Source organism: Clostridium sp., assembly GCF_017888565.1.
Taxonomy (GTDB): domain Bacteria; phylum Bacillota; class Clostridia; order Clostridiales; family Clostridiaceae; genus Clostridium.
The window spans coordinates 1-18,451 of record NZ_JAGHFX010000089.1 but is presented as its reverse complement, the minus strand read 5'-3'; the positions used below and the strand labels follow the sequence as shown (position 1 = coordinate 18,451).

Annotated in this window: 21 protein-coding genes and 1 other RNA gene; 17 read left to right on the top strand and 5 right to left on the bottom strand. The window is 29.4% G+C overall.

The genetic code is table 11. The annotated features are described in order from the left end of the window. Positions 1-49: 49 nt before the first annotated feature. The 7 genes from ybeY to ppdK all read left to right on the top strand — a co-directional run bounded on the left by ybeY (position 50) and on the right by ppdK (position 7,320). Positions 50-550, top strand: a complete 501-nt coding sequence (ybeY, locus tag J7M87_RS17030) for an rRNA maturation RNase YbeY (protein ID WP_291652854.1) — start codon at positions 50-52, stop codon at positions 548-550. A 21-nt stretch (positions 551-571) separates the two neighbouring features. Further along, positions 572-1,273: a diacylglycerol kinase gene (locus J7M87_RS17025; protein WP_291652852.1), complete on the top strand. Its 702-nt coding sequence runs from the start codon at positions 572-574 to the stop codon at positions 1,271-1,273. A gap of 204 nt (positions 1,274-1,477) precedes the next feature. After that, positions 1,478-2,368 (top strand): GTPase Era, encoded by an 891-nt coding sequence (gene era, locus J7M87_RS17020; protein ID WP_291652850.1) that lies wholly within the window; start codon positions 1,478-1,480, stop codon positions 2,366-2,368. A 9-nt stretch (positions 2,369-2,377) separates the two neighbouring features. Continuing rightward, positions 2,378-3,127, top strand: a complete 750-nt coding sequence (gene recO, locus J7M87_RS17015; protein WP_291652847.1) for a DNA repair protein RecO — start codon at positions 2,378-2,380, stop codon at positions 3,125-3,127. 6 nt (positions 3,128-3,133) lie between these two features. Continuing rightward, on the top strand, positions 3,134-3,754 hold the full coding sequence (locus tag J7M87_RS17010; protein ID WP_291652845.1) for a DUF4342 domain-containing protein: 621 nt from the start codon (positions 3,134-3,136) through the stop codon (positions 3,752-3,754). A gap of 204 nt (positions 3,755-3,958) precedes the next feature. After that, entirely contained in the window at positions 3,959-4,597 is a 639-nt protein-coding gene (locus tag J7M87_RS17005; RefSeq protein WP_291652843.1) for a helix-turn-helix transcriptional regulator, read from the top strand. 92 nt (positions 4,598-4,689) lie between these two features. Continuing rightward, on the top strand, positions 4,690-7,320 hold the full coding sequence (gene ppdK / locus J7M87_RS17000; RefSeq protein ID WP_291652841.1) for a pyruvate, phosphate dikinase: 2,631 nt from the start codon (positions 4,690-4,692) through the stop codon (positions 7,318-7,320). Between the two features lie 32 nt (positions 7,321-7,352). Here ppdK and J7M87_RS16995 read toward each other — a convergent pair whose 3' ends face one another. Further along, on the bottom strand, positions 7,353-8,414 hold the full coding sequence (locus J7M87_RS16995; protein ID WP_291652839.1) for a CotS family spore coat protein: 1,062 nt from the start codon (positions 8,412-8,414) through the stop codon (positions 7,353-7,355). A 164-nt stretch (positions 8,415-8,578) separates the two neighbouring features. Between J7M87_RS16995 and J7M87_RS16990 the strand changes: the two genes are divergently transcribed. The 7 genes from J7M87_RS16990 (at position 8,579) to rnpB (ending at position 14,960) form a co-directional block, all read left to right on the top strand. Continuing rightward, positions 8,579-9,607, top strand: coding sequence for a deoxyguanosinetriphosphate triphosphohydrolase (locus tag J7M87_RS16990; protein ID WP_291652837.1), 1,029 nt, complete (start codon positions 8,579-8,581; stop codon positions 9,605-9,607). Positions 9,608-9,783: 176 nt separating this feature from the next. Continuing rightward, entirely contained in the window at positions 9,784-11,562 is a 1,779-nt protein-coding gene (dnaG, locus tag J7M87_RS16985; RefSeq protein ID WP_291652835.1) for a DNA primase, read from the top strand. Between the two features lie 30 nt (positions 11,563-11,592). Then, a complete protein-coding gene (gene rpoD / locus J7M87_RS16980) occupies positions 11,593-12,705 on the top strand; it encodes an RNA polymerase sigma factor RpoD (protein WP_008677348.1) in 1,113 nt (370 codons plus the stop codon). 41 nt (positions 12,706-12,746) lie between these two features. After that, the gene (locus J7M87_RS16975; protein WP_291652831.1) at positions 12,747-13,439 is read left to right on the top strand and encodes a class I SAM-dependent methyltransferase; all 693 of its coding nucleotides are present in this window, start codon (positions 12,747-12,749) and stop codon (positions 13,437-13,439) included. A gap of 11 nt (positions 13,440-13,450) precedes the next feature. Further along, the gene (locus J7M87_RS16970) at positions 13,451-14,242 is read left to right on the top strand and encodes a Nif3-like dinuclear metal center hexameric protein (RefSeq protein ID WP_291652829.1); all 792 of its coding nucleotides are present in this window, start codon (positions 13,451-13,453) and stop codon (positions 14,240-14,242) included. A gap of 72 nt (positions 14,243-14,314) precedes the next feature. Next, the gene (locus J7M87_RS16965) at positions 14,315-14,563 is read left to right on the top strand and encodes a hypothetical protein (protein ID WP_291652827.1); all 249 of its coding nucleotides are present in this window, start codon (positions 14,315-14,317) and stop codon (positions 14,561-14,563) included. Between the two features lie 54 nt (positions 14,564-14,617). Next, positions 14,618-14,960, top strand: an RNA gene (gene rnpB, locus J7M87_RS16960) — RNase P RNA component class A. A gap of 58 nt (positions 14,961-15,018) precedes the next feature. Here rnpB and J7M87_RS16955 read toward each other — a convergent pair. The 4 genes from J7M87_RS16955 to J7M87_RS16940 all read right to left on the bottom strand — a co-directional run bounded on the left by J7M87_RS16955 (position 15,019) and on the right by J7M87_RS16940 (position 17,106). After that, a complete protein-coding gene (locus J7M87_RS16955) occupies positions 15,019-15,843 on the bottom strand; it encodes a site-specific integrase (RefSeq protein ID WP_291652825.1) in 825 nt (274 codons plus the stop codon). A 66-nt stretch (positions 15,844-15,909) separates the two neighbouring features. After that, positions 15,910-16,182 (bottom strand): hypothetical protein, encoded by a 273-nt coding sequence (locus J7M87_RS16950; RefSeq protein WP_291652823.1) that lies wholly within the window; start codon positions 16,180-16,182, stop codon positions 15,910-15,912. 38 nt (positions 16,183-16,220) lie between these two features. Beyond that, positions 16,221-16,652: an ImmA/IrrE family metallo-endopeptidase gene (locus J7M87_RS16945; protein ID WP_142418524.1), complete on the bottom strand. Its 432-nt coding sequence runs from the start codon at positions 16,650-16,652 to the stop codon at positions 16,221-16,223. 22 nt (positions 16,653-16,674) lie between these two features. Next, entirely contained in the window at positions 16,675-17,106 is a 432-nt protein-coding gene (locus J7M87_RS16940) for a helix-turn-helix transcriptional regulator (RefSeq protein WP_195954674.1), read from the bottom strand. A 226-nt stretch (positions 17,107-17,332) separates the two neighbouring features. Here J7M87_RS16940 and J7M87_RS16935 point away from each other — a divergent pair, with 226 nt between their 5' ends. The 3 genes from J7M87_RS16935 to J7M87_RS16925 all read left to right on the top strand — a co-directional run. Next, positions 17,333-17,572 (top strand): helix-turn-helix transcriptional regulator, encoded by a 240-nt coding sequence (locus tag J7M87_RS16935; protein WP_291652817.1) that lies wholly within the window; start codon positions 17,333-17,335, stop codon positions 17,570-17,572. An 80-nt stretch (positions 17,573-17,652) separates the two neighbouring features. Further along, a complete protein-coding gene (locus tag J7M87_RS16930; protein ID WP_272470634.1) occupies positions 17,653-17,856 on the top strand; it encodes a helix-turn-helix domain-containing protein in 204 nt (67 codons plus the stop codon). A 33-nt stretch (positions 17,857-17,889) separates the two neighbouring features. Further along, positions 17,890-18,451, top strand: a 562-nt coding sequence (locus J7M87_RS16925; protein WP_291652815.1) for an antA/AntB antirepressor family protein, incomplete at its 3' end; no start/stop codon positions are given.

Sequence of the window (18,451 nt, the reverse complement as noted above, 5' to 3'; positions counted from 1 at the left end):
GTATCATACCTTTCCCTTTAATTTTAAAAAATAAATAAAGGAGATAAAAATGTTATATACTGAAAATAGACAAAATAAATTAGAGGTTACAGAGGATTTTATAGAAAAATTAAGCAATGTTTGTGATTTTGCATTAAAAGAAGAAGGGGTAGACTGTCAATATCAAATTTCTTTATTATTTGTTGATAATGAAGAAATAAGAGAAATAAATAATGAAACAAGAAATATTGATAGGGCAACAGATGTATTATCTTTTCCTATGCTAGATTTTGAAGATAAGAAAGTTTTTAGTGAAATGTATTTAAATTATGATTTTGATGAGACTTTTAAAGATGGAGATGAATTGATTTTAGGTGATATGGTTTTATCATTGGAGAGAGCTTTAGAGCAAAGTGAGGAATATGAGCATTCATATGAAAGGGAAGTTAGCTATTTAGTAGTACATTCGATTCTTCATTTATTAGGCTATGATCATATGGATGAAGATGATAAAAAAAGAATGAGAAAAAGAGAGGAAGAAATATTAAATAAATTGAAAATTAGAAGATAATACTATAAGTGGGGGGAGCTTATGAAAATAAAGAAGATGGTGGAGAGTTTTAACTATGCGATAAATGGGATTATAGAAACTGTGAGAACACAAAGAAACATGAAAATTCATATATTTGCAGCATTATGTGTGCTGTTAGCATGTTTTTTATTTGATATATCAAAGATAGAGTTTCTTATTTTAGCAATTACAATCACATTAGTACTTGGAGCTGAAATAACTAATACAGCAATAGAAGCAACTATAGATATGTCTACCAACCATTATCATCCTTTAGCGAAAATAGCAAAAAATGCATCAGCAGGAGCTGTGTTAGTTACAGCTATAAATGCGTTGCTTGTAGGATATATAATATTTTGGGATAAGATATCTGATTTGTCTTATGATGTAATACACAAGGTAAAGGAATCAGAACCTTATATGATATTTATAGCATTAGTATTTGTAGTTTTAGCTACTTTAATAATAAAATCTATTTTTGGAGAAGGAACGCCATTAAGAGGTGGGATGCCTAGCGGACATAGTGCTCTTTCATTTTCAATAGCAACAGCAATTTCGTTGATAACAGAAGAACCTATATGTATAGTATTAAGTTATTTAATGGCGTTAATAACAGCACAAAGTAGGGTAGATTCTAATGTACACTCTATTTGGGAGGTAATTGTTGGTGCTCTATTTGGAACTTTATTAACATTATTGATATTTGTTATATTTAAGATATAATATAGTATCTTAGTACTTTTATAAATCTTATTAACAATGCTTTAATTTTGAAAAAGTAATGATATAATAAAAGGTACAATAATTTTGAAATCCAAAAGACAAAATAATATTAATAAAAATAAAAATAAGGATAAATATCTAATTAAAACTTTTAAAATAATGCTAGAAGCATTAACTAAAAGATTTAGATAATTAGGAGGAAAAATGTTTAAATCAGGATTTGTAACAATAGTAGGTAGGCCCAATGTAGGAAAATCAACTTTATTAAATCATATAATGGGAGAAAAACTATCCATAGTATCAAATAAACCACAAACTACTAGAAATAATATACAAACAATATTAACAGGAAAAGATCATCAGTTAGTATTCGTAGATACACCAGGAATACATAAACCAAAACATAAATTAGGAGAATACATGGTTAACTCAGCAAAAGATTCTATAAAAGAAGTAGATCTTGTATTATTCTTAATAAATCCTGAAGAGGAAATAGGAAGAGGAGATAAATTTATAATAGAGACTTTGAAGAATCAAAAAGCTCCTGTATTTTTAGTAGTAAACAAAATTGATGAATTTACTCAAGAGAGAGTTGCAAAAACTCTTCAAATGTATTCATCAGAATTAGAGTTCAAAGAAATAATTCCTATTTCAGCACTTAGAGGGAAAAATGTTGATAAATTAGTTGAATTGATGATTGAAACAATGCCAGAAGGACCTAAATACTATCCAGATGATATGATAACAGATGTACAAGAAAGATTTGTTGTATCAGAGATAGTAAGAGAAAAGGCTTTAAGAACATTAAGAGAAGAAATACCACATGGAATAGCAGTTGATATAATTCAAATGAAACAAAGCCCAAATGGAACATGGCATATTGAAGTAGATATGCTTTGCGAGAAAGATTCGCATAAAGGAATAATTATAGGAAAGAATGGTCAATGTCTAAAGAAAATAGGTGAAAGTGCAAGATATGAAATAGAAAAATTCTTAGGTGCTAAGGTTAATCTAAAAATTTGGGTAAAGGTAAGAAAAGAGTGGAGAGATAATCAAAACCTATTAAAAGAGTTAGGATATAAAAAGGTTAAATAAAATAAGGGGATGGTGTTTCTGTCACTACATAAGGTAAATGCAGTAGTTATAAAAACGAAAGAATTTAAAGAAAATGATAAACTTGTATGGTTATATACAAATAAATTGGGGAAAATAACAGCTATAGCAAAGGGATCAAGAAAAAGTAAGAGTAAATTTTTATCTCTTACTTTGCCTCTATGCTATGGAGAATATGTTTTATTTAAAGGAAAAAGTTTATTTAATATTCAAGAAGGTAAAATAATTAATTCTTTCCAAGGTTTATTAGATAACTTAGATAAACTAACTTACTCATCCTATATATGTGAGTTAATAGATATATGTGTAGAGGAGGGGGAAATAAATGAGGGGCTATTTAAAGATTTTTTAACTTGTATGTATCTACTTAATACAGATGCTTTAGATTATGAAATGCTTATTAGATCCTTTGAACTTAGATTATTAAAAGCAACAGGGTATGGATTAAATTTAGAAAGCTGTGTAAGTTGCAGAAAAAAAATATCTGTATCTAATTACATATCTTTATCACATTATGGTGGAGTTTGTGAAGAATGTTCAAGAGAACATGGAATTTATATCTCAAAGCCTGCATATAATGCTATAAGGTTTTTAATGAAGACTCCTATGGATAAGATATATAAATTAAATGTAAATGCAGATGTAAAGAGGGATATAAGTAAGGTAACAACATTTATTATATCTTCAAACTATTCTAAAAAGCCAAAAAGCTTAGAAATGTTAAATTATATAAAGGAGTGAATAGATATGGAAATAACTTTAGAAAAGGTAGATCAAGTTAAAGAGAGAACTGGCGTAAGCTATGCAGAGGCAAAACATGCCCTTGAAGTAAGCAATGGAGATGTACTAGAAGCAATAATATATATTGAAGGAATAAAGGGAATTAAGCAAGACTATATAGAAGATAGTCCAGGAAAAGAAAAGTATGAAACTATAGATGAACTTAAGAAGTGGTTAAAGGATTTAATAAATAAGGGGAATGTAACTAGAATTAAAGTTAGTAAAGACGGAAAAGAACTTGTAGATGTTCCTGTCAATGCAGGAATAGCAGCAGGTGTAATTGCAGTTATTATTCCACCTGTATTAGCTTTTGTCGTTATTGCAGCAGTAGTAACACAAATAACTATAGAAATAACTAAAGCAGATGGTAGTGTTGAAGTTGTCAATAAATATATAAGTAAGGCAGCTAATGATATAAAGGATGCTGCTACAGATGTTGCTTATATGTTTAAAGACAAAGTAAGCGAAGTTAAAAATGAAAAATTTAACAGTAGTGATAATAATAATGAGAAAAAGAAATACGATAAAAATGAGCAAGTAGATGAAAATGTATTTACATATACTGTGAATTTTGATGATGAGGACTAAATTAAAGCAAAATTGAGATAAACAGGAGATACAGTGGAATAAAATAAACAGAAAAGGAATATTCAGCTAATATGACTGATTTTTCAGAAAATTAAGTATAGTCAAACTTTTAGAAAATGTTATAATTAGATTGTAAATATCACACTAATCAAACAAATCTAAATTATCTGAATATTCCTTGTAAATGCAGAAAGAGGGATAAATTTGAAGTTATCACAAAGGCAAGAGGAAATTATAAGGATAGTAAAAGAAGGACAGCCTGTTACAAGCGAAGCTTTAGCAGAGCATCTTGGTGTAACTAGAGCAGCATTAAGAGCAGATTTAGCTATTTTAACAATGATAGGGATACTTGATGCTAGACCTAAGGTTGGTTATGTATATTTAGGAGAAGCACAAAATACTAGAATATTAGAAAATATTTCGAAGGTTTTAGTTGGAGAAATTATGTCTAAACCGGTTACAGTAAATGAGGAAACTACAGTGTATGATGCAATCGTATTCTTATTCTTAAATGATGTAGGTACATTGTTTGTGGAAAGTAACGGGGTGCTTGTTGGAGCGGTTTCTAGAAAAGATTTTTTGAAAAATGCTATAGGGGGAACTGATATTCATAAAGTTCCTGTTGGAGTTATAATGACTAGAATGCCAAATATCATATGTGGATATGCAGAAGATAGTGCTTATAGCCTAGCAAAGAAGATTATTGAGCATGAGATTGATAGTATTCCAATAGTAGAAAAAATAGAAACAGCAGCTAATGAAAAAAATCAATTTAAAATAGTTGGAAAGATATCAAAAACTAACATAACAAAGCTTTTTGTTAAGCTTGGAGAAGGCAATTAAGAGAAGACTATGGGTAATTTATTTAGGGTAACTACAGTGCAAAAGTACTGTTAGTATATATATTCAATTTGATTGAACGGAGGAGTATTGAGATGGAGAAAAAGAAGTACGTTTACCTTTTTAGTGAAGGCAATGGTTCAATGAAGAACCTTCTAGGAGGTAAAGGGGCAAATTTATCAGAAATGATTCTACTAGGGATTCCAGTACCACAAGGATTCACAGTTACAACAGAGGCTTGTAACAAGTATTACGAGGATGGCAAAATAATCGCAGAAGAAGTTATTGAAGAAATCCACGGAAAAATTACAGAACTAGAAAAACTAACAGGAAAAGAGTTTGGGAGTTTAACAAAACCATTATTAGTATCTGTAAGATCAGGTGCAAGAGTATCAATGCCGGGTATGATGGACACAGTATTAAATCTTGGACTAAATGATAAGTCAGTAGTTGCGATGGCTGATTTAACTAATAATCCAAGATTTGCATATGATTCATATAGAAGATTCATTCAAATGTTCTCAGATGTTGTTATGGGGATTGAAAAGAGATTATTTGAAAATCTAATAGATGAGATAAAAGAAGAAAAAGGTGTTGAAGTTGACACTGATTTAACAGCTGATGACTTAAAAGTATTAGTTGGAAGATATAAAGAGCTTTATAAAAAAGAAATGGGAGAAGAGTTCCCACAAGATCCAAAAACTCAATTAATTGAATCTATTACAGCAGTATTTAGATCATGGGATAATCCAAGAGCAATAGTTTATAGAAGATTAAATGATATTCCAGGAGAATGGGGTACAGCAGTTAACGTACAAGAAATGGTATTTGGTAATAAAGGAGAAACTTCAGGTACAGGTGTTGTATTCTCAAGAGATCCAGCTACTGGAGAAAATAAAATATATGGTGAGTACTTAATGAATGCACAAGGGGAAGACGTTGTTGCGGGTATAAGAACACCACTTCCAATAGCTAAATTAGAAGAGCAAAATCCAGTAATATATAAACAATTTACTGATATAGTTCATACATTAGAAAATCATTATAGAGATATGCAAGATATGGAAATAACTATAGAGGAAGGAAAGCTATATTTCTTACAAACTAGAAATGGTAAGAGAACAGCTCAGGCAGCTCTAAAGATAGCTGTTGATTTAGTTGAAGAAGGAATGTTAACTAAGGAACAAGCAATATTAAAGGTTGATCCAAATCAATTAGATTCTTTACTTCATCCAGCTTTCCATACAGAAGACTTAGAGAAAGCTACACCAATTGCAAAAGGACTTCCTGCATCTCCAGGAGCAGCTTGTGGTAAAATAGCTTTCACAGCTGAAGAGGCTAAAGAGAGAAAAGAAAAAGGTGAAGATGTTGTTTTAGTTAGGTTAGAAACTTCACCAGAAGATATAGAAGGCATGATAGCAGCAGAAGGTATATTGACTGTTAGAGGTGGTATGACGTCTCATGCAGCTGTTGTTGCTAGAGGAATGGGAACTTGCTGCGTTGCAGGTTGTGGCGCTTTAAAAGTTAATGAAGAAGCCAAGACTTTAGAAGTTGATGGAAAAGTTTATACTGATAATGATTTTATTTCAATAGATGGTTCAACAGGAAATATATATGGAGAAGCTGTTAAGACAGTTACACCAGAAATATCAGGACACTTTGCTACATTTATGGGATGGGCAGATGAAATCAGAAAATTAAAGGTTAGAACTAATGCTGATACTCCAAGAGACACTAAGCAAGCTGTAGAATTTGGAGCAGAAGGTATAGGTTTATGTAGAACTGAGCATATGTTCTTTGCAGAAGATAGAATAATGGCAGTTAGAGAAATGATAGTGGCTAAGAATGAAGAGCAAAGAAGAAAAGCCCTTGAAAAAATACTTCCAATGCAAAGAGAAGACTTTGTTGGAATATATGAAGCTTTAGGTGGAATGCCAGCAACTATAAGATTTTTAGATCCGCCACTACATGAGTTCTTACCACATAATGATGAGGATATTCATGAATTAGCTAAAGATTTAGATATAACATTTGAAGAATTAAAGGCTACTGTTAATGAATTGCATGAATTTAACCCAATGATGGGGCATAGAGGATGTAGATTAGCAGTTTCTTATCCAGAAATAGCTGAAATGCAAACTAGAGCTGTAATTGAGGCAGCAATAGAAGTTAAAAATACTAAAGGATTTGACATAGTTCCAGAAATAATGATTCCGCTTATTGGAGAAATAAAAGAGTTAAAGTATGTTAAAGATGTAGTTGTTAAAACAGCAGAAGAAGTTATGGTAGAAAAAGGTGTTGAATTAAAGTATATAGTTGGTACTATGATAGAAATACCAAGAGCTGCTTTAACAGCAGATACAATTGCTAAGGAAGCAGAGTTCTTCTCATTTGGAACAAATGACTTAACTCAAATGACATTTGGATTCTCAAGAGATGATGCTGCTAAATTCTTAAAGGATTACTATGAAAAGAAGATTTATGAACAAGATCCATTTGCTAAGCTAGATCAAACTGGAGTTGGTGAATTAGTTAAGATAGCAGTAGAAAAAGGTAAATTAACTAGACCAAACATTAAGCTTGGAATATGTGGAGAACATGGTGGAGATCCATCATCAGTAGAGTTCTGCCATAATATTGGATTAGATTATGTGTCATGTTCACCATTTAGAGTTCCATTAGCAAGACTAGCTGCTGCACAAGCACAAGTTAGAAATAAAAGATAATTTATAAAAAGAGGAGGTTTAAAACCTCCTCTTTAAAATTTTACGTTATAATGTTTTTCAAATGAATTCATAAGCTCATAAGTAAACTCTAGTTGATTTTCAGTCCTATCTAATCCTTTTTCAAGTAGTTTTATAAAGGCATTTTTATTGCATTTTCTTATGTTTTTATAATAATCTCTAGATAATTTCCAAAACTTTTGAGGAAAAGCAATATAGGCTAATACATATTTTAAATCAGAACTACTTAAAATATTTTCTTCCATATATTTATCAAGAACTCCTAATGTTAAATTTATTTGCCAATTAGTATTTTCCCTTTTCAATAATCTTCTTAAAAAATATGAGATATCTCTAGAACAATAATCCATTTTACATTTATCAAAATCAATAAGAGAAATTTTATTGTTATCTATTAATATATTTTTATTTACGTAATCTCCATGGCAAAGAGATTTTGAAAGTTCATTAGGGATAATTGATGATGATACTTCAAATGAAATCTTAGCAAGTTCTAAGTTTTCATTAATATTTTCTAGGAATATTTTTGAAAATCTATCGTTGTATTTATGAGCGTTATTTATACTTAATAGTAGTTGGTTAAAGTGTTTTGATATAGTTTCATTATAATTTTCAAAGCCTTCTCTTAAGCTACTACCAGCTATTGGAGAAAAGTTTTTAGAAGCTATATGTAGTTTTCCTAATGTTTTCGACGATAATAAAACATGTTCTAAATTATCAAAATCACACTTTTCACCGTCAAGCCAAGGAGTCAAGATAAATAGCATGTCTTTATATTTAACATATCTATTTCCATCTATAGTAGGTAATAGTTTAGGAACATCAATGCCATTTCTATAACACCACTCCATAGCTGAATATACATATAAAAGATTTGCTTCATTATAATAAACCTTTTTTAAACAGTAGCTTTTATCATTAAAATCTATTCTATATACAGCCCTTTGCTTTTCTGTATCTTTAAATTTAATGCTAAATATAGATGCTTTCTGAAGGTTATAATGACATAAAATATTATTATTTATCTCATTAACAGGAAGCAGCTCTTCTCTTAAATCTGATAATATGTTTTCCATTACTCTCTCCTTATATAATTACTCTTTATTAAGATATTAGTAAAAAAAAGAAAATATACTTGTATAAAGAAAATATAATTGGTATTAAATATATTATTATAAAATATGTTTAAATAGAGGAAAAAAGAGAAAAATATAGAATATGTAATATAGAGGTGAGATATATGAATGTAAGAGAAAAAATAGAGAGTTTCGAAAGGTTGACATTAGTTCCTCAAGCTACTTTTAGTACTTCGACTTTAGGAAGAAAAAGAGATGAAAAAAGTGATGCTGTGAGAACGTGTTTTATGGTTGATAGAGATAGAATCATTCATAGCAAGTCTTTTAGAAGATTGAAACATAAGACTCAAGTTTATATAAAGACTTTTGGTGATCACTATAGAACAAGGTTGACTCATACATTAGAAGTATCTCAAATTGCAAGAACAATAGGCAGTGGAATTGGATTAAATGAATATTTAATTGAAGCCATATCATTAGGACATGATTTAGGGCATGTAGCATTTGCTCATAATGGAGAAGAGGTATTGAATGAGTTTTTGGAAGGTGGATTTAGACACAATGAGCAGAGTGTTAGAGTCGTTGAGAAACTTGAAAAAAACGGCTTAGGACTAAATTTAACAACTGAAGTTATAGATGGAATATTACATCATAGTGGTCTTGATAATGGCAACAATAAAGCTAAAACATTAGAAGGAAGAGTGGTTAAGGTAAGTGATAAAATAGCATACCTAAATCATGATATAGACGATTCGATAAGGGCTGGGCTCTTAAGCGAAGATGTATTACCAAAAGAAGTTATAAAAGTATTAGGTAAAACCCATTCTCAAAGAATTGAAACTTTAGTTATAGATGTAATAGAAAATACTACTGAGGCATTAAATAATAATGAAGTTGATATAAAATTTAGTAATGAGGTTTGGGAGGCTATGACAGAGCTTAGAAGATTTATGTTTAAAAATGTTTACTTAGGGGATATTTTAAAAGTAGAGAGAAATAAGGCGAAATTTATTTTAGAAAACATAATAAATTATTATTATACTCATGAAGATGAATTACTAAATATATACAAAGAGATAGCTATAGAAGAAGGATTAAAAAGAGCAGTTGCAGATTATATAGCTGGAATGAGTGATGATTATTGTTTAAATAAATTTAACTCTCTATTTGTACCAAAGTTAGTAATATATTAAATAAATGGATACAATAAAAAGTAAATATTTAAAAGGAATTTTAGATTTGATAAAGAATATAAATAAAGAAGATTTAATAAATTTTCATAAAAATTTTCCTTTAAAGAAGGAAATAGAGAAAAAATGTCGAAATGAATATAGGTTGACGAAAATTATTAGTAAGGAGGTGAATCTCCTTGCAGATTTCTGAAGAGATTCTAGAAAAAGTAAAAGAACAAAATGATATAGTAGATGTAATATCTGAGTCAGTTAGATTAAAGCGATCTGGAAGAAACTTTTCAGGACTATGTCCATTTCATAATGAAAAGTCACCTTCATTTTCAGTATCACAAGATAAACAAATATATAAATGTTTTGGATGTGGTGAATCAGGAAATGTAATCACTTTTGTTATGAAAAATAAAAATATGCCGTTTGTTGAAGCAGTTAAGTATTTAGCTGATAGAGTTAATATTACAATAGAAAGTGATAAAGGAAGAATAAGTCCGGCTGCAAAAAAGAGAGAATTGCTCTATAAAGTTAATGTTGAAGCAGCAAGGTTCTTTTATTCAAACTTAAGATTAACCAAAGAAGCGAAGGAATATTTTTTAAATAGGGGTATTAAGGAAGAGACAATAAAAAGATTTGGATTAGGCTTTGCAAAGGATAGTTGGAATAACTTGTTATTTCACTTAAGAAAGTTAGGTTTTAAAGATGATTTATTGCTTGAGGCAGGATTAGTATCTAATTCTGAAAGGACAGGAAATAAATATGATAGATTTAGAAATCGTGTAATATTTCCTGTATTTGATTATAGGGGTAAGGTAATAGGTTTTGGAGGAAGAGTTTTAGATGATTCAAAACCAAAATATTTAAATTCACCTGAAACCTTAGTTTTTCAAAAGGGAACAAATCTTTATGGATTGAACTTTGCAATAAAAAGCAAGCTGCAAGAAAGATACTTCATTATTGTTGAAGGATATATGGACTTAATAACTTTGCATCAGTATGGAATAACAAATGTAGTAGCTTCATTAGGTACAGCTTTAACTACAAATCAAGCAAGATTGTTAAGACGTTATGCAGATAAGGTAATAATATCATATGATGCTGATATAGCAGGTCAGGCAGCAACTATGAGAGGTCTAGATATATTAAAAGATGCAGGATTTGATGTTAGAGTTTTAAGTATTCCACAGGGAAAAGATCCAGATGAATATGTGAGAAGTAATGGAAAAGATGCATTTATAAAATTAATAAATAATGCTCAAGGCTTAATCGATTATAGGCTTAAGAAAGCAGAAGAAGGAATTAATCTTAAAGATAGTAATGACTTAGTTAAATATGGCAAGAGAGTTACAGAAATATTAGCAAGTGTTAATTCTATAGAAAAAGATGTCTATATTAAAAAAATATCTGAAAATACAGGTATAAGAGAACAAACATTATATGATTTATTATCAAAGGAAATGACAAAAAATATAAAAGAAAATGATTTTATGAATAATAAGGAAGAAAATGGAACAAAATTATATTTAGAGCCAGCTTTTATAAAAGCTGAGAGGTCTTTAATGAAATTATGTTTGAGTGAAGAGTATTTTGATTACATTAGTCAGTTAATAAACCAAGATGAGTTAATTCTTCCAGAACATAAAGAGATTTTTTCTATTATTAAAGAAGCTAAAATGGGGAATATAAATAATATAATTACCTTTTTAGAATCGAAATGTACGAATGTAAAAACAATTGAGGAAATTGTAAAAATAAAAGAACATAGTGTACTGATAGGCAAGGATAATAAAAAGTTAATACAAGATTTTATCAAGCAATTGGATAATTATAAATTGAATCAAAAACTAAATGAATTAAAACGTAAGCAAAAGTTATTAGAATCACAGGGTAAAATTGAAGAATCTATACAAATCGCAATTGAATTAAAAAATGTTAATGATCAGTTAAAGAGAGGTGCAAAGTAGTAGTTGGCAATAACGGAAGGAGGTAACAAAATGGTAGATGAAAAAACAAAAGCTAAACAAGGCAAAAAAGAGAATGAGGACAAAAATAGCAAAATGACTATAGTTAAAAATCTACTAGATAAAGGAAAGAAGAGTGGTACTTTAACATATAAGGAAATAATGGATGAGGTTGAGCATATTGATCTAAGTCCAGAACAAATAGAAAAAATTTATGAAGTGTTAGAGTCAATGGGAATTGAAGTAATAGGTGATCCTAATGAAGCAGATGAAGTCGAAGAAGAACTAGACTTAGACTTAACTATTCCAGAGGGAATTGCAATAGATGACCCAGTAAGAATGTACTTAAAAGAAATTGGAAAAGTTCCTTTATTATCTTCAGAAGAGGAAATAGAATTAGCAAATAGAATAGAGCAAGGTGATCAAAGAGCTAAGAAAAAATTAGCAGAAGCAAATTTAAGACTTGTTGTAAGTATTGCTAAAAGATATGTTGGAAGAGGAATGTTATTTTTAGACCTTATACAAGAAGGAAATCTAGGGCTTATAAAAGCTGTAGAAAAGTTCGATTATAGAAAGGGCTTTAAATTCTCTACTTATGCTACATGGTGGATAAGACAGGCAATAACAAGAGCTATTGCTGACCAAGCAAGAACTATTAGAATACCTGTACATATGGTAGAAACTATAAATAAACTAATAAGAGTCCAAAGACAATTATTACAAGAGCTAGGAAGAGACCCATTCCCAGAGGAAATATCAAAAGTTATGGATTTACCAGTAGATAAGGTAAGAGAAATACAAAAGATAGCTCAAGAGCCAGTATCTCTAGAAACTCCTATAGGTGAGGAAGAAGATTCACATCTTGGAGACTTTATACCAGATGATGATGCTTTAGCACCAGCAGAAGCAGCTGCATTTACAATGCTTAAAGAACAATTAATAAATGTATTAGATACTTTAACTCCTAGGGAAGAAAAAGTATTAAGGCTAAGATTTGGATTAGATGATGGAAGAGCAAGAACCCTTGAAGAAGTTGGTAAAGAATTTAATGTAACAAGGGAAAGAATAAGACAAATAGAAGCGAAAGCTCTTAGGAAATTAAGACACCCTTCAAGAAGTAAAAAATTAAAGGATTATTTAGATTAGCACCAAAAGGTGCTAATTTTAATTTAGCAAGGAGAAGAATTATGGAACTAAGCGAAAGATTAAATTTTATAATTAAACACATTGAAAGCACATCAGTATTAGCAGATATAGGAACAGATCATGGATACATTCCTTTATATGCATTAAAAAATGGAATTTGTAGCAAAGCGATTGCAGTAGATATAAATAAGGAGCCTTTAGATAAAGCGAGATTAAATGCTATACTAGAAGGTATGGGAGATGAATTAGAGTTTAGGCTAGGTGATGGACTTAAGGCTCTAGAAAAAGATGAAGTTGAAGTTACTGTAATTGCAGGAATGGGGGGAAATTTAATTAGAGATATACTTGAATCACAAGTTGAAAAAGTTGACTCTATGAAATATCTAATACTTCAACCAGCTCAAAATCCAGAAGTGTTAAGAGAATATCTTTATAATAATAATTATGAAATAATAAGTGAAGATCTTTGTTTAGATGAAAATATATATTATGAGCTTTTTAAGGTAAGACGAAAAGAAGGTGAAGCTACCAGTTTAGATGCAATATATTACGAAGTAAGCCCAAAGCTTTTAATGCAAAAACATCCTTTAATGAAGGAATATTTAATTTCAAAAGTTAAAAACTATAAAAGAATTATTAGTTTTATAACAGAAAGCACTGTTAATGCAAGTGAAAGAAGAAAATCTATACAAGAAAAAATAGATATGATTACTAATATGATTAATTTTCTATAAGGACGATGTTTATGAAAAAAGTTAAAGATATAATTGAAATAATGGAGGAATTTGCTCCTAAAACGCTAAAAGAAGATTTTGATAATGTAGGACTAATGGTAGGAGATAAAGAAAAGAAAGTAGAAAAAATACTTTTGGCTCTAGACTGCACATTAGATGTTATAAAAGAAGCAAAAGAAAAGAAAGTAGATTTAATAATAACTCATCATCCACTTATATTTAGGAAACCTAATAGCATAACTACTGATACGCTGATAGGAAAAAAAATAATAGAACTTATCAAAAGTGATATAAGTTTATATTCAAGTCATACTAATTTAGATTCAGCTGAGAAAGGCTTAAATGAAACTATAGTAAATGTATTAGGATATGAATCTGAAGAGCTTCTAGAGGCTAATAAGAGGGCTAGAAATAATAATGAAGGTCTAGGAAGAATTATTAGATTAGAAGATTATATCCAATTGGACGATTTAATAAAAGATATTAAAGAAAAGCTAAATGTAAAATCATTAAAGGTTGTTAGAGGATGTGAAAAAGTAAAAAATATCGCAGTTATAAATGGGAGTGGAAGTGATTTTTTTGAAAGAGCATACAAAAAAGGGGCAGACTGCATAGTAACAGGTGATACAACATATCATTATGCATCTGATTATAAAGAAATGGGAGTATCTATAATTGATACAGGACATTTTTCCTCTGAATGGATAGTTTTTTTAGAAGTTATAAATAGATTAAATGATAAATTACAAGACTTAGAAATTTTAATATCTACTAAAAGTGAAGATCCTTACACATTTGTGTAAGGTCTTTTTTATACACAAAATTTTTGATTTAAGCATAATATTAATAATAAGAATAATATCGGGGGATGAACTATGAGTAAATCATATTATAAAAAGAAAAACAAATCATGGACAAAAGTATTTCAAGATGGTTTTAAAGATATATGTGATGGTATAGGTAAAAATATTGGAAAGGGTGGAAGCTTTTTTAAAACCTGCGTCAATCCAGGTGCTAGATTATGTATATTCATACTTATAATATTAACTTTATTACTTTCTGGCATAGGATTTTATTCTTGGGTTATACTACTTATGTTAATTTTGATACTACAATTTGTGTAAATTGTAAAAAATATCATTTGCATTATTAATTAAGTTATGTTAAGATAATCTTCGCGAGTAAGACATGCAATCGCTGCTAGACTAGATCTAGGAGAGGAAAGTCGGAGCTCCATAGGGCAGGGTGCTGGATAACGTCCAGTCAAGGCGACTTGAAGGAAAGTGCAACAGAGAGATACCGCCTAAATTTTTAGGTAAGGGTGGAAAGGCGAGGTAAGAGCTCACCAGCATCATGGTGACATGATGGCTATGTAAACCCCACCTGGAGCAAGGTCGAATAGGGAAACATTTAGGAGTTGCCCGCTCCGTTTCCGGGTGTACCGCTTGAGCTTATTGGCAACAATAAGCCTAGATAGATGATTGCTTAATACAGAACTCCGCTTACGGCTTATCTCGCATAAGTAAAATGGATAGTTGGGAAAATTTCTTTGGCTTTTGCCGAAATTTTGCCAACTTTTTTATTTTGCCTTTGGGAGTTGCATTAGATTAGTAATTTTTTCACTTGCTTCTCTTTGCATTTCTTCGGTTACATGGGAATATATATTTAATGTTGTATTTATATCAGCGTGGCCTAGTCTTATTTGGATAGTTTTAAAATTTACTCCTTGAGACAAAAGCAAAGTAGCATTAGTATGCCTTAAATCGTGCCATCGTATTTTTTTATTTATAGATAATTTTTTTAAAACTCTGCTAAACCTATGAGTCCAATAATTTGGATCTATATAAATACCACTTTCCCATATGAAAACAAAATCATATTTTTTCCCATCTAATATATTTTCATTTGTATAAAATTCCCCATAATTAATTTTGTTTTGAAGTAATATTTTTTTATGTTCTTTTAGCATTGATATTAAAGAACCACTTACAACTAACGTTCTCTTACTTTCTTCTGTTTTAGGTGTAGTTACTTTTACTCCAGCATTAGTTTTGATAAAATTATTTTCAATTTTAATTTTATTATTTTTGAAATCAATGTTATCCCAAGTTAAGCCAGATAATTCTCCCCGCCTTAATCCAAGCTCTAATGTCATTGTTAAAGCGAGTTTCATTATATAATCTCTAAAATCTTCATTGTTTAATGAATTTAGAATAGTATGAAATTCTTCAATTGATAATGTCTCGGCAACAAAACGTTCTCTCTTAGGTCTATCAACGAATTTACAAACATTATTATTTATTAATTGTAGCTTCAAAGCTCTATTAAGAGAAGAATTAAGAGCAGTAAAAATATTTTGAAGTGTAGTATTCTTAAGTCCTCTTTCTTTATTGTAATTAAGCATTTTTTCAATATGGATAGGTTTTAAATTTCTAAGTTGTATAGATCCTATAACTGGATTAATAGCATTTTATATAATACCTTTATACCTATAATAAGTATTATCTTTTCTATTTGGCTTTATATAAGTTTCAAGCCAATTATTCAAATAATCTTTTAATAAAGTATTATCTGATTCTATAAAGCCACAATCTCTTTTATAAAGTGCTTCATTTAATTTTTGTTGAGCTTCTTTTTTAGTTACACCTCCAACTCTTTCAACTCTTTTTTTATTGCCTAAGGAATCGAATGTTTCATATGAATAGTACCATTTGTTCCCCCTTTTTCTTAGGCTTCCTGCCATTAAATCACATCCTTTCCGAACGTATGTTCTTTTAATATTTATAAATTAACCAGTTGAGATAAAGGCTCATAAGGAACGTTTATACAACTGGCAATTTGCTTTAATGTCAATCCTTCCATTTCTAAAATATCTAATTTAATACCTGTTAGACAGAGAGCAAAATAATTTGCTTGTTTATCTAACTTACCTATATTAGTAAATTTTGAATTTGATATGTCTGTATGGAGTAGAGCGTGTCCTAATTCATGTCTTAGTATGAACTCTTCATTATATCCATATAGATCATCTCTAATGAAAATTATTTCTTTTTCAAAATAGTTGCGATAATATACAGAATCTTTGTGACATAACAAAGGATTGTTTGAAACTACCCTAAGTATTTGTATTTTTAAATGTCTGCATAATTCATAGGGATTATTTGTTTTATATGTATCTAATAATCCATCAACCACTTCATTAATCCATCTCATAAGTTTCCCCCTTAGAAGTCAATTATTTTTTCTTCTTCATACTATATTTTAATCCTAGTAATTCGGCTTGATTTAGCATTTCATTAGCAAAGTTCAATATTTCTTTATCAGTCATTTTAGATGGGTTTAACCCTCCATAAGCTAAAATTTGATGTTTCATAACATATTCCCTAGCTTCATCTGCATTAATAAATTTTTCAGGAATTAGAGGAAAGTTATTTTCTATTGTTTGTTTATTATTTTTTTCTATAACAGATTCGTGTTCAGAAACTAAATCAGAAAGAGATATCCCTAAACCTTTAGCTATATTAATAAGTGTATCAACGCTTGGATTGTATCGATTTCTTTCTATATCTGCTAGATATGAGCGAGAAATTGAAGCTTTCTTAGCTAAATCTTCTTGTGTTAATTTTAGTTCTTTCCTTAAAGTCTTAATTCTTAAACCTAAATCCATTTTATAACCTCCTGTCGTCATTACCGACTATAGATAAAGTATATAACAATAATGTCGGAAATTCAACTAGTAAAATGTCGTAAATACAAGGGAAAATGAGCAAAAAAGAGGAAGAGAAAGAAAAATATACCCTAATCCTTCATGAAAGTCGTAAATACTAGTAAATTACATTTTACAAAATGTCGTTAATACAATACAATTTAAATATAGAAAGGAGGAGAAAGTATTGAAAATAAATTCAAAAAAAGAAATTGGAAGTATTATAAAGGAAGCGAGGAAAAGCAAGAATATGACCCAACAATTTCTAGCTGATAAATGCTGTCTTTCAAGAAGTTATATATCTGACATTGAAAGTGGAAGATATTCACCTAGTTTAGAAACATTGCTTAATATATCCAGTGAATTAGAGATAAATTTAAATTTATTCAAAAATATCGTAAATACACAGGGTTTACTGGAAAATTAAATACTAGACTTATAAGATAATTTTTATATTTTTATTTCATATATAAAAGTTTACAGGAAATTTATAAAAGGGGGGAAAATATGAAACTTTTAACTGTAAAAGAAGTGTCAAAGGTATTAAGAGTAAATCCTAGTTATGTCTATGAATTAATGAAAAAAGGACATTTAAACTATTTAGTTTTAGGAAGTAAAAAAGTAACTGACTTTGAGTTAGAAAGATTTTTAAAAGAAGCTCAAGGAAAAGATTTTTCAGATTTAGATAATATAACTCAATTAAAAGCTTAGGCTTAACAGAATAAAAATTAAGGAGGATAAGAAATGAATCAATTAATAAAAGTTAATACAAATGAAAATGATATTACATTAAGTGGAAGAGAACTTCATGAGTTCTTAGATATTGGAACAGAATATCCAAAATGGTTTGAAAGAATGACAGAGTATGGGTTTACAAAAGGTGAAGATTATTTAGTTCATTACTATGATAAGAATTCAAGCGAAGTCAAAAATGACGACGCTGAAAAGATGTCAGTAAATCAAAGAAGTGCTAAAGGAATTATCATTAATCATGAAATTAAATTAGACATGGCAAAAGAAATAGCAATGATACAACGTAATGAAAAAGGTAAACAAGCTAGAAAATACTTCTTAGAAGTAGAAAAGGCTTGGAATAGTCCAGAAATGATAATGAAGAGAGCTTTAGAGATTGCAAATAAGAGAGTAGAGAATCTTCAATTAGAAAATACTCAACAGAAGCAAATAATAGGAGAATTAAAACCTAAAGCAGATTATACAGATATTATTCTTAAAAATAAAGGTCTTGTAACTATCACACAAATAGCTAAAGATTATGGACTTAGTGGACAAGCATTAAATGATAAAC

What these genes read in the sequence shown, in the direction of transcription:
- ppdK (WP_291652841.1), top strand. Translation starts at nt 4,690, where the DNA reads ATGGAGAAAAAGAAGTACGTTTACCTTTTTAGTGAAGGCAATGGTTCA.
- J7M87_RS16970 (WP_291652829.1), top strand. Translation starts at nt 13,451, where the DNA reads ATGAAAAAAGTTAAAGATATAATTGAAATAATGGAGGAATTTGCTCCT.
- recO (WP_291652847.1), top strand. Translation starts at nt 2,378, where the DNA reads ATGGTGTTTCTGTCACTACATAAGGTAAATGCAGTAGTTATAAAAACG.
- era (WP_291652850.1), top strand. Translation starts at nt 1,478, where the DNA reads ATGTTTAAATCAGGATTTGTAACAATAGTAGGTAGGCCCAATGTAGGA.
- rpoD (WP_008677348.1), top strand. Translation starts at nt 11,593, where the DNA reads ATGGTAGATGAAAAAACAAAAGCTAAACAAGGCAAAAAAGAGAATGAG.
- J7M87_RS16940 (WP_195954674.1), bottom strand. Translation starts at nt 17,106, where the DNA reads ATGGATTTAGGTTTAAGAATTAAGACTTTAAGGAAAGAACTAAAATTA.
- J7M87_RS16990 (WP_291652837.1), top strand. Translation starts at nt 8,579, where the DNA reads ATGAATGTAAGAGAAAAAATAGAGAGTTTCGAAAGGTTGACATTAGTT.
- J7M87_RS16945 (WP_142418524.1), bottom strand. Translation starts at nt 16,652, where the DNA reads ATGAGATGGATTAATGAAGTGGTTGATGGATTATTAGATACATATAAA.
- J7M87_RS16930 (WP_272470634.1), top strand. Translation starts at nt 17,653, where the DNA reads ATGAAACTTTTAACTGTAAAAGAAGTGTCAAAGGTATTAAGAGTAAAT.
- ybeY (WP_291652854.1), top strand. Translation starts at nt 50, where the DNA reads ATGTTATATACTGAAAATAGACAAAATAAATTAGAGGTTACAGAGGAT.
- J7M87_RS16950 (WP_291652823.1), bottom strand. Translation starts at nt 16,182, where the DNA reads ATGGCAGGAAGCCTAAGAAAAAGGGGGAACAAATGGTACTATTCATAT.
- J7M87_RS16975 (WP_291652831.1), top strand. Translation starts at nt 12,747, where the DNA reads ATGGAACTAAGCGAAAGATTAAATTTTATAATTAAACACATTGAAAGC.
- J7M87_RS16955 (WP_291652825.1), bottom strand. Translation starts at nt 15,843, where the DNA reads ATGCTTAATTACAATAAAGAAAGAGGACTTAAGAATACTACACTTCAA.
- J7M87_RS16965 (WP_291652827.1), top strand. Translation starts at nt 14,315, where the DNA reads ATGAGTAAATCATATTATAAAAAGAAAAACAAATCATGGACAAAAGTA.
- J7M87_RS16995 (WP_291652839.1), bottom strand. Translation starts at nt 8,414, where the DNA reads ATGGAAAACATATTATCAGATTTAAGAGAAGAGCTGCTTCCTGTTAAT.
- J7M87_RS17010 (WP_291652845.1), top strand. Translation starts at nt 3,134, where the DNA reads ATGGAAATAACTTTAGAAAAGGTAGATCAAGTTAAAGAGAGAACTGGC.
- J7M87_RS17025 (WP_291652852.1), top strand. Translation starts at nt 572, where the DNA reads ATGAAAATAAAGAAGATGGTGGAGAGTTTTAACTATGCGATAAATGGG.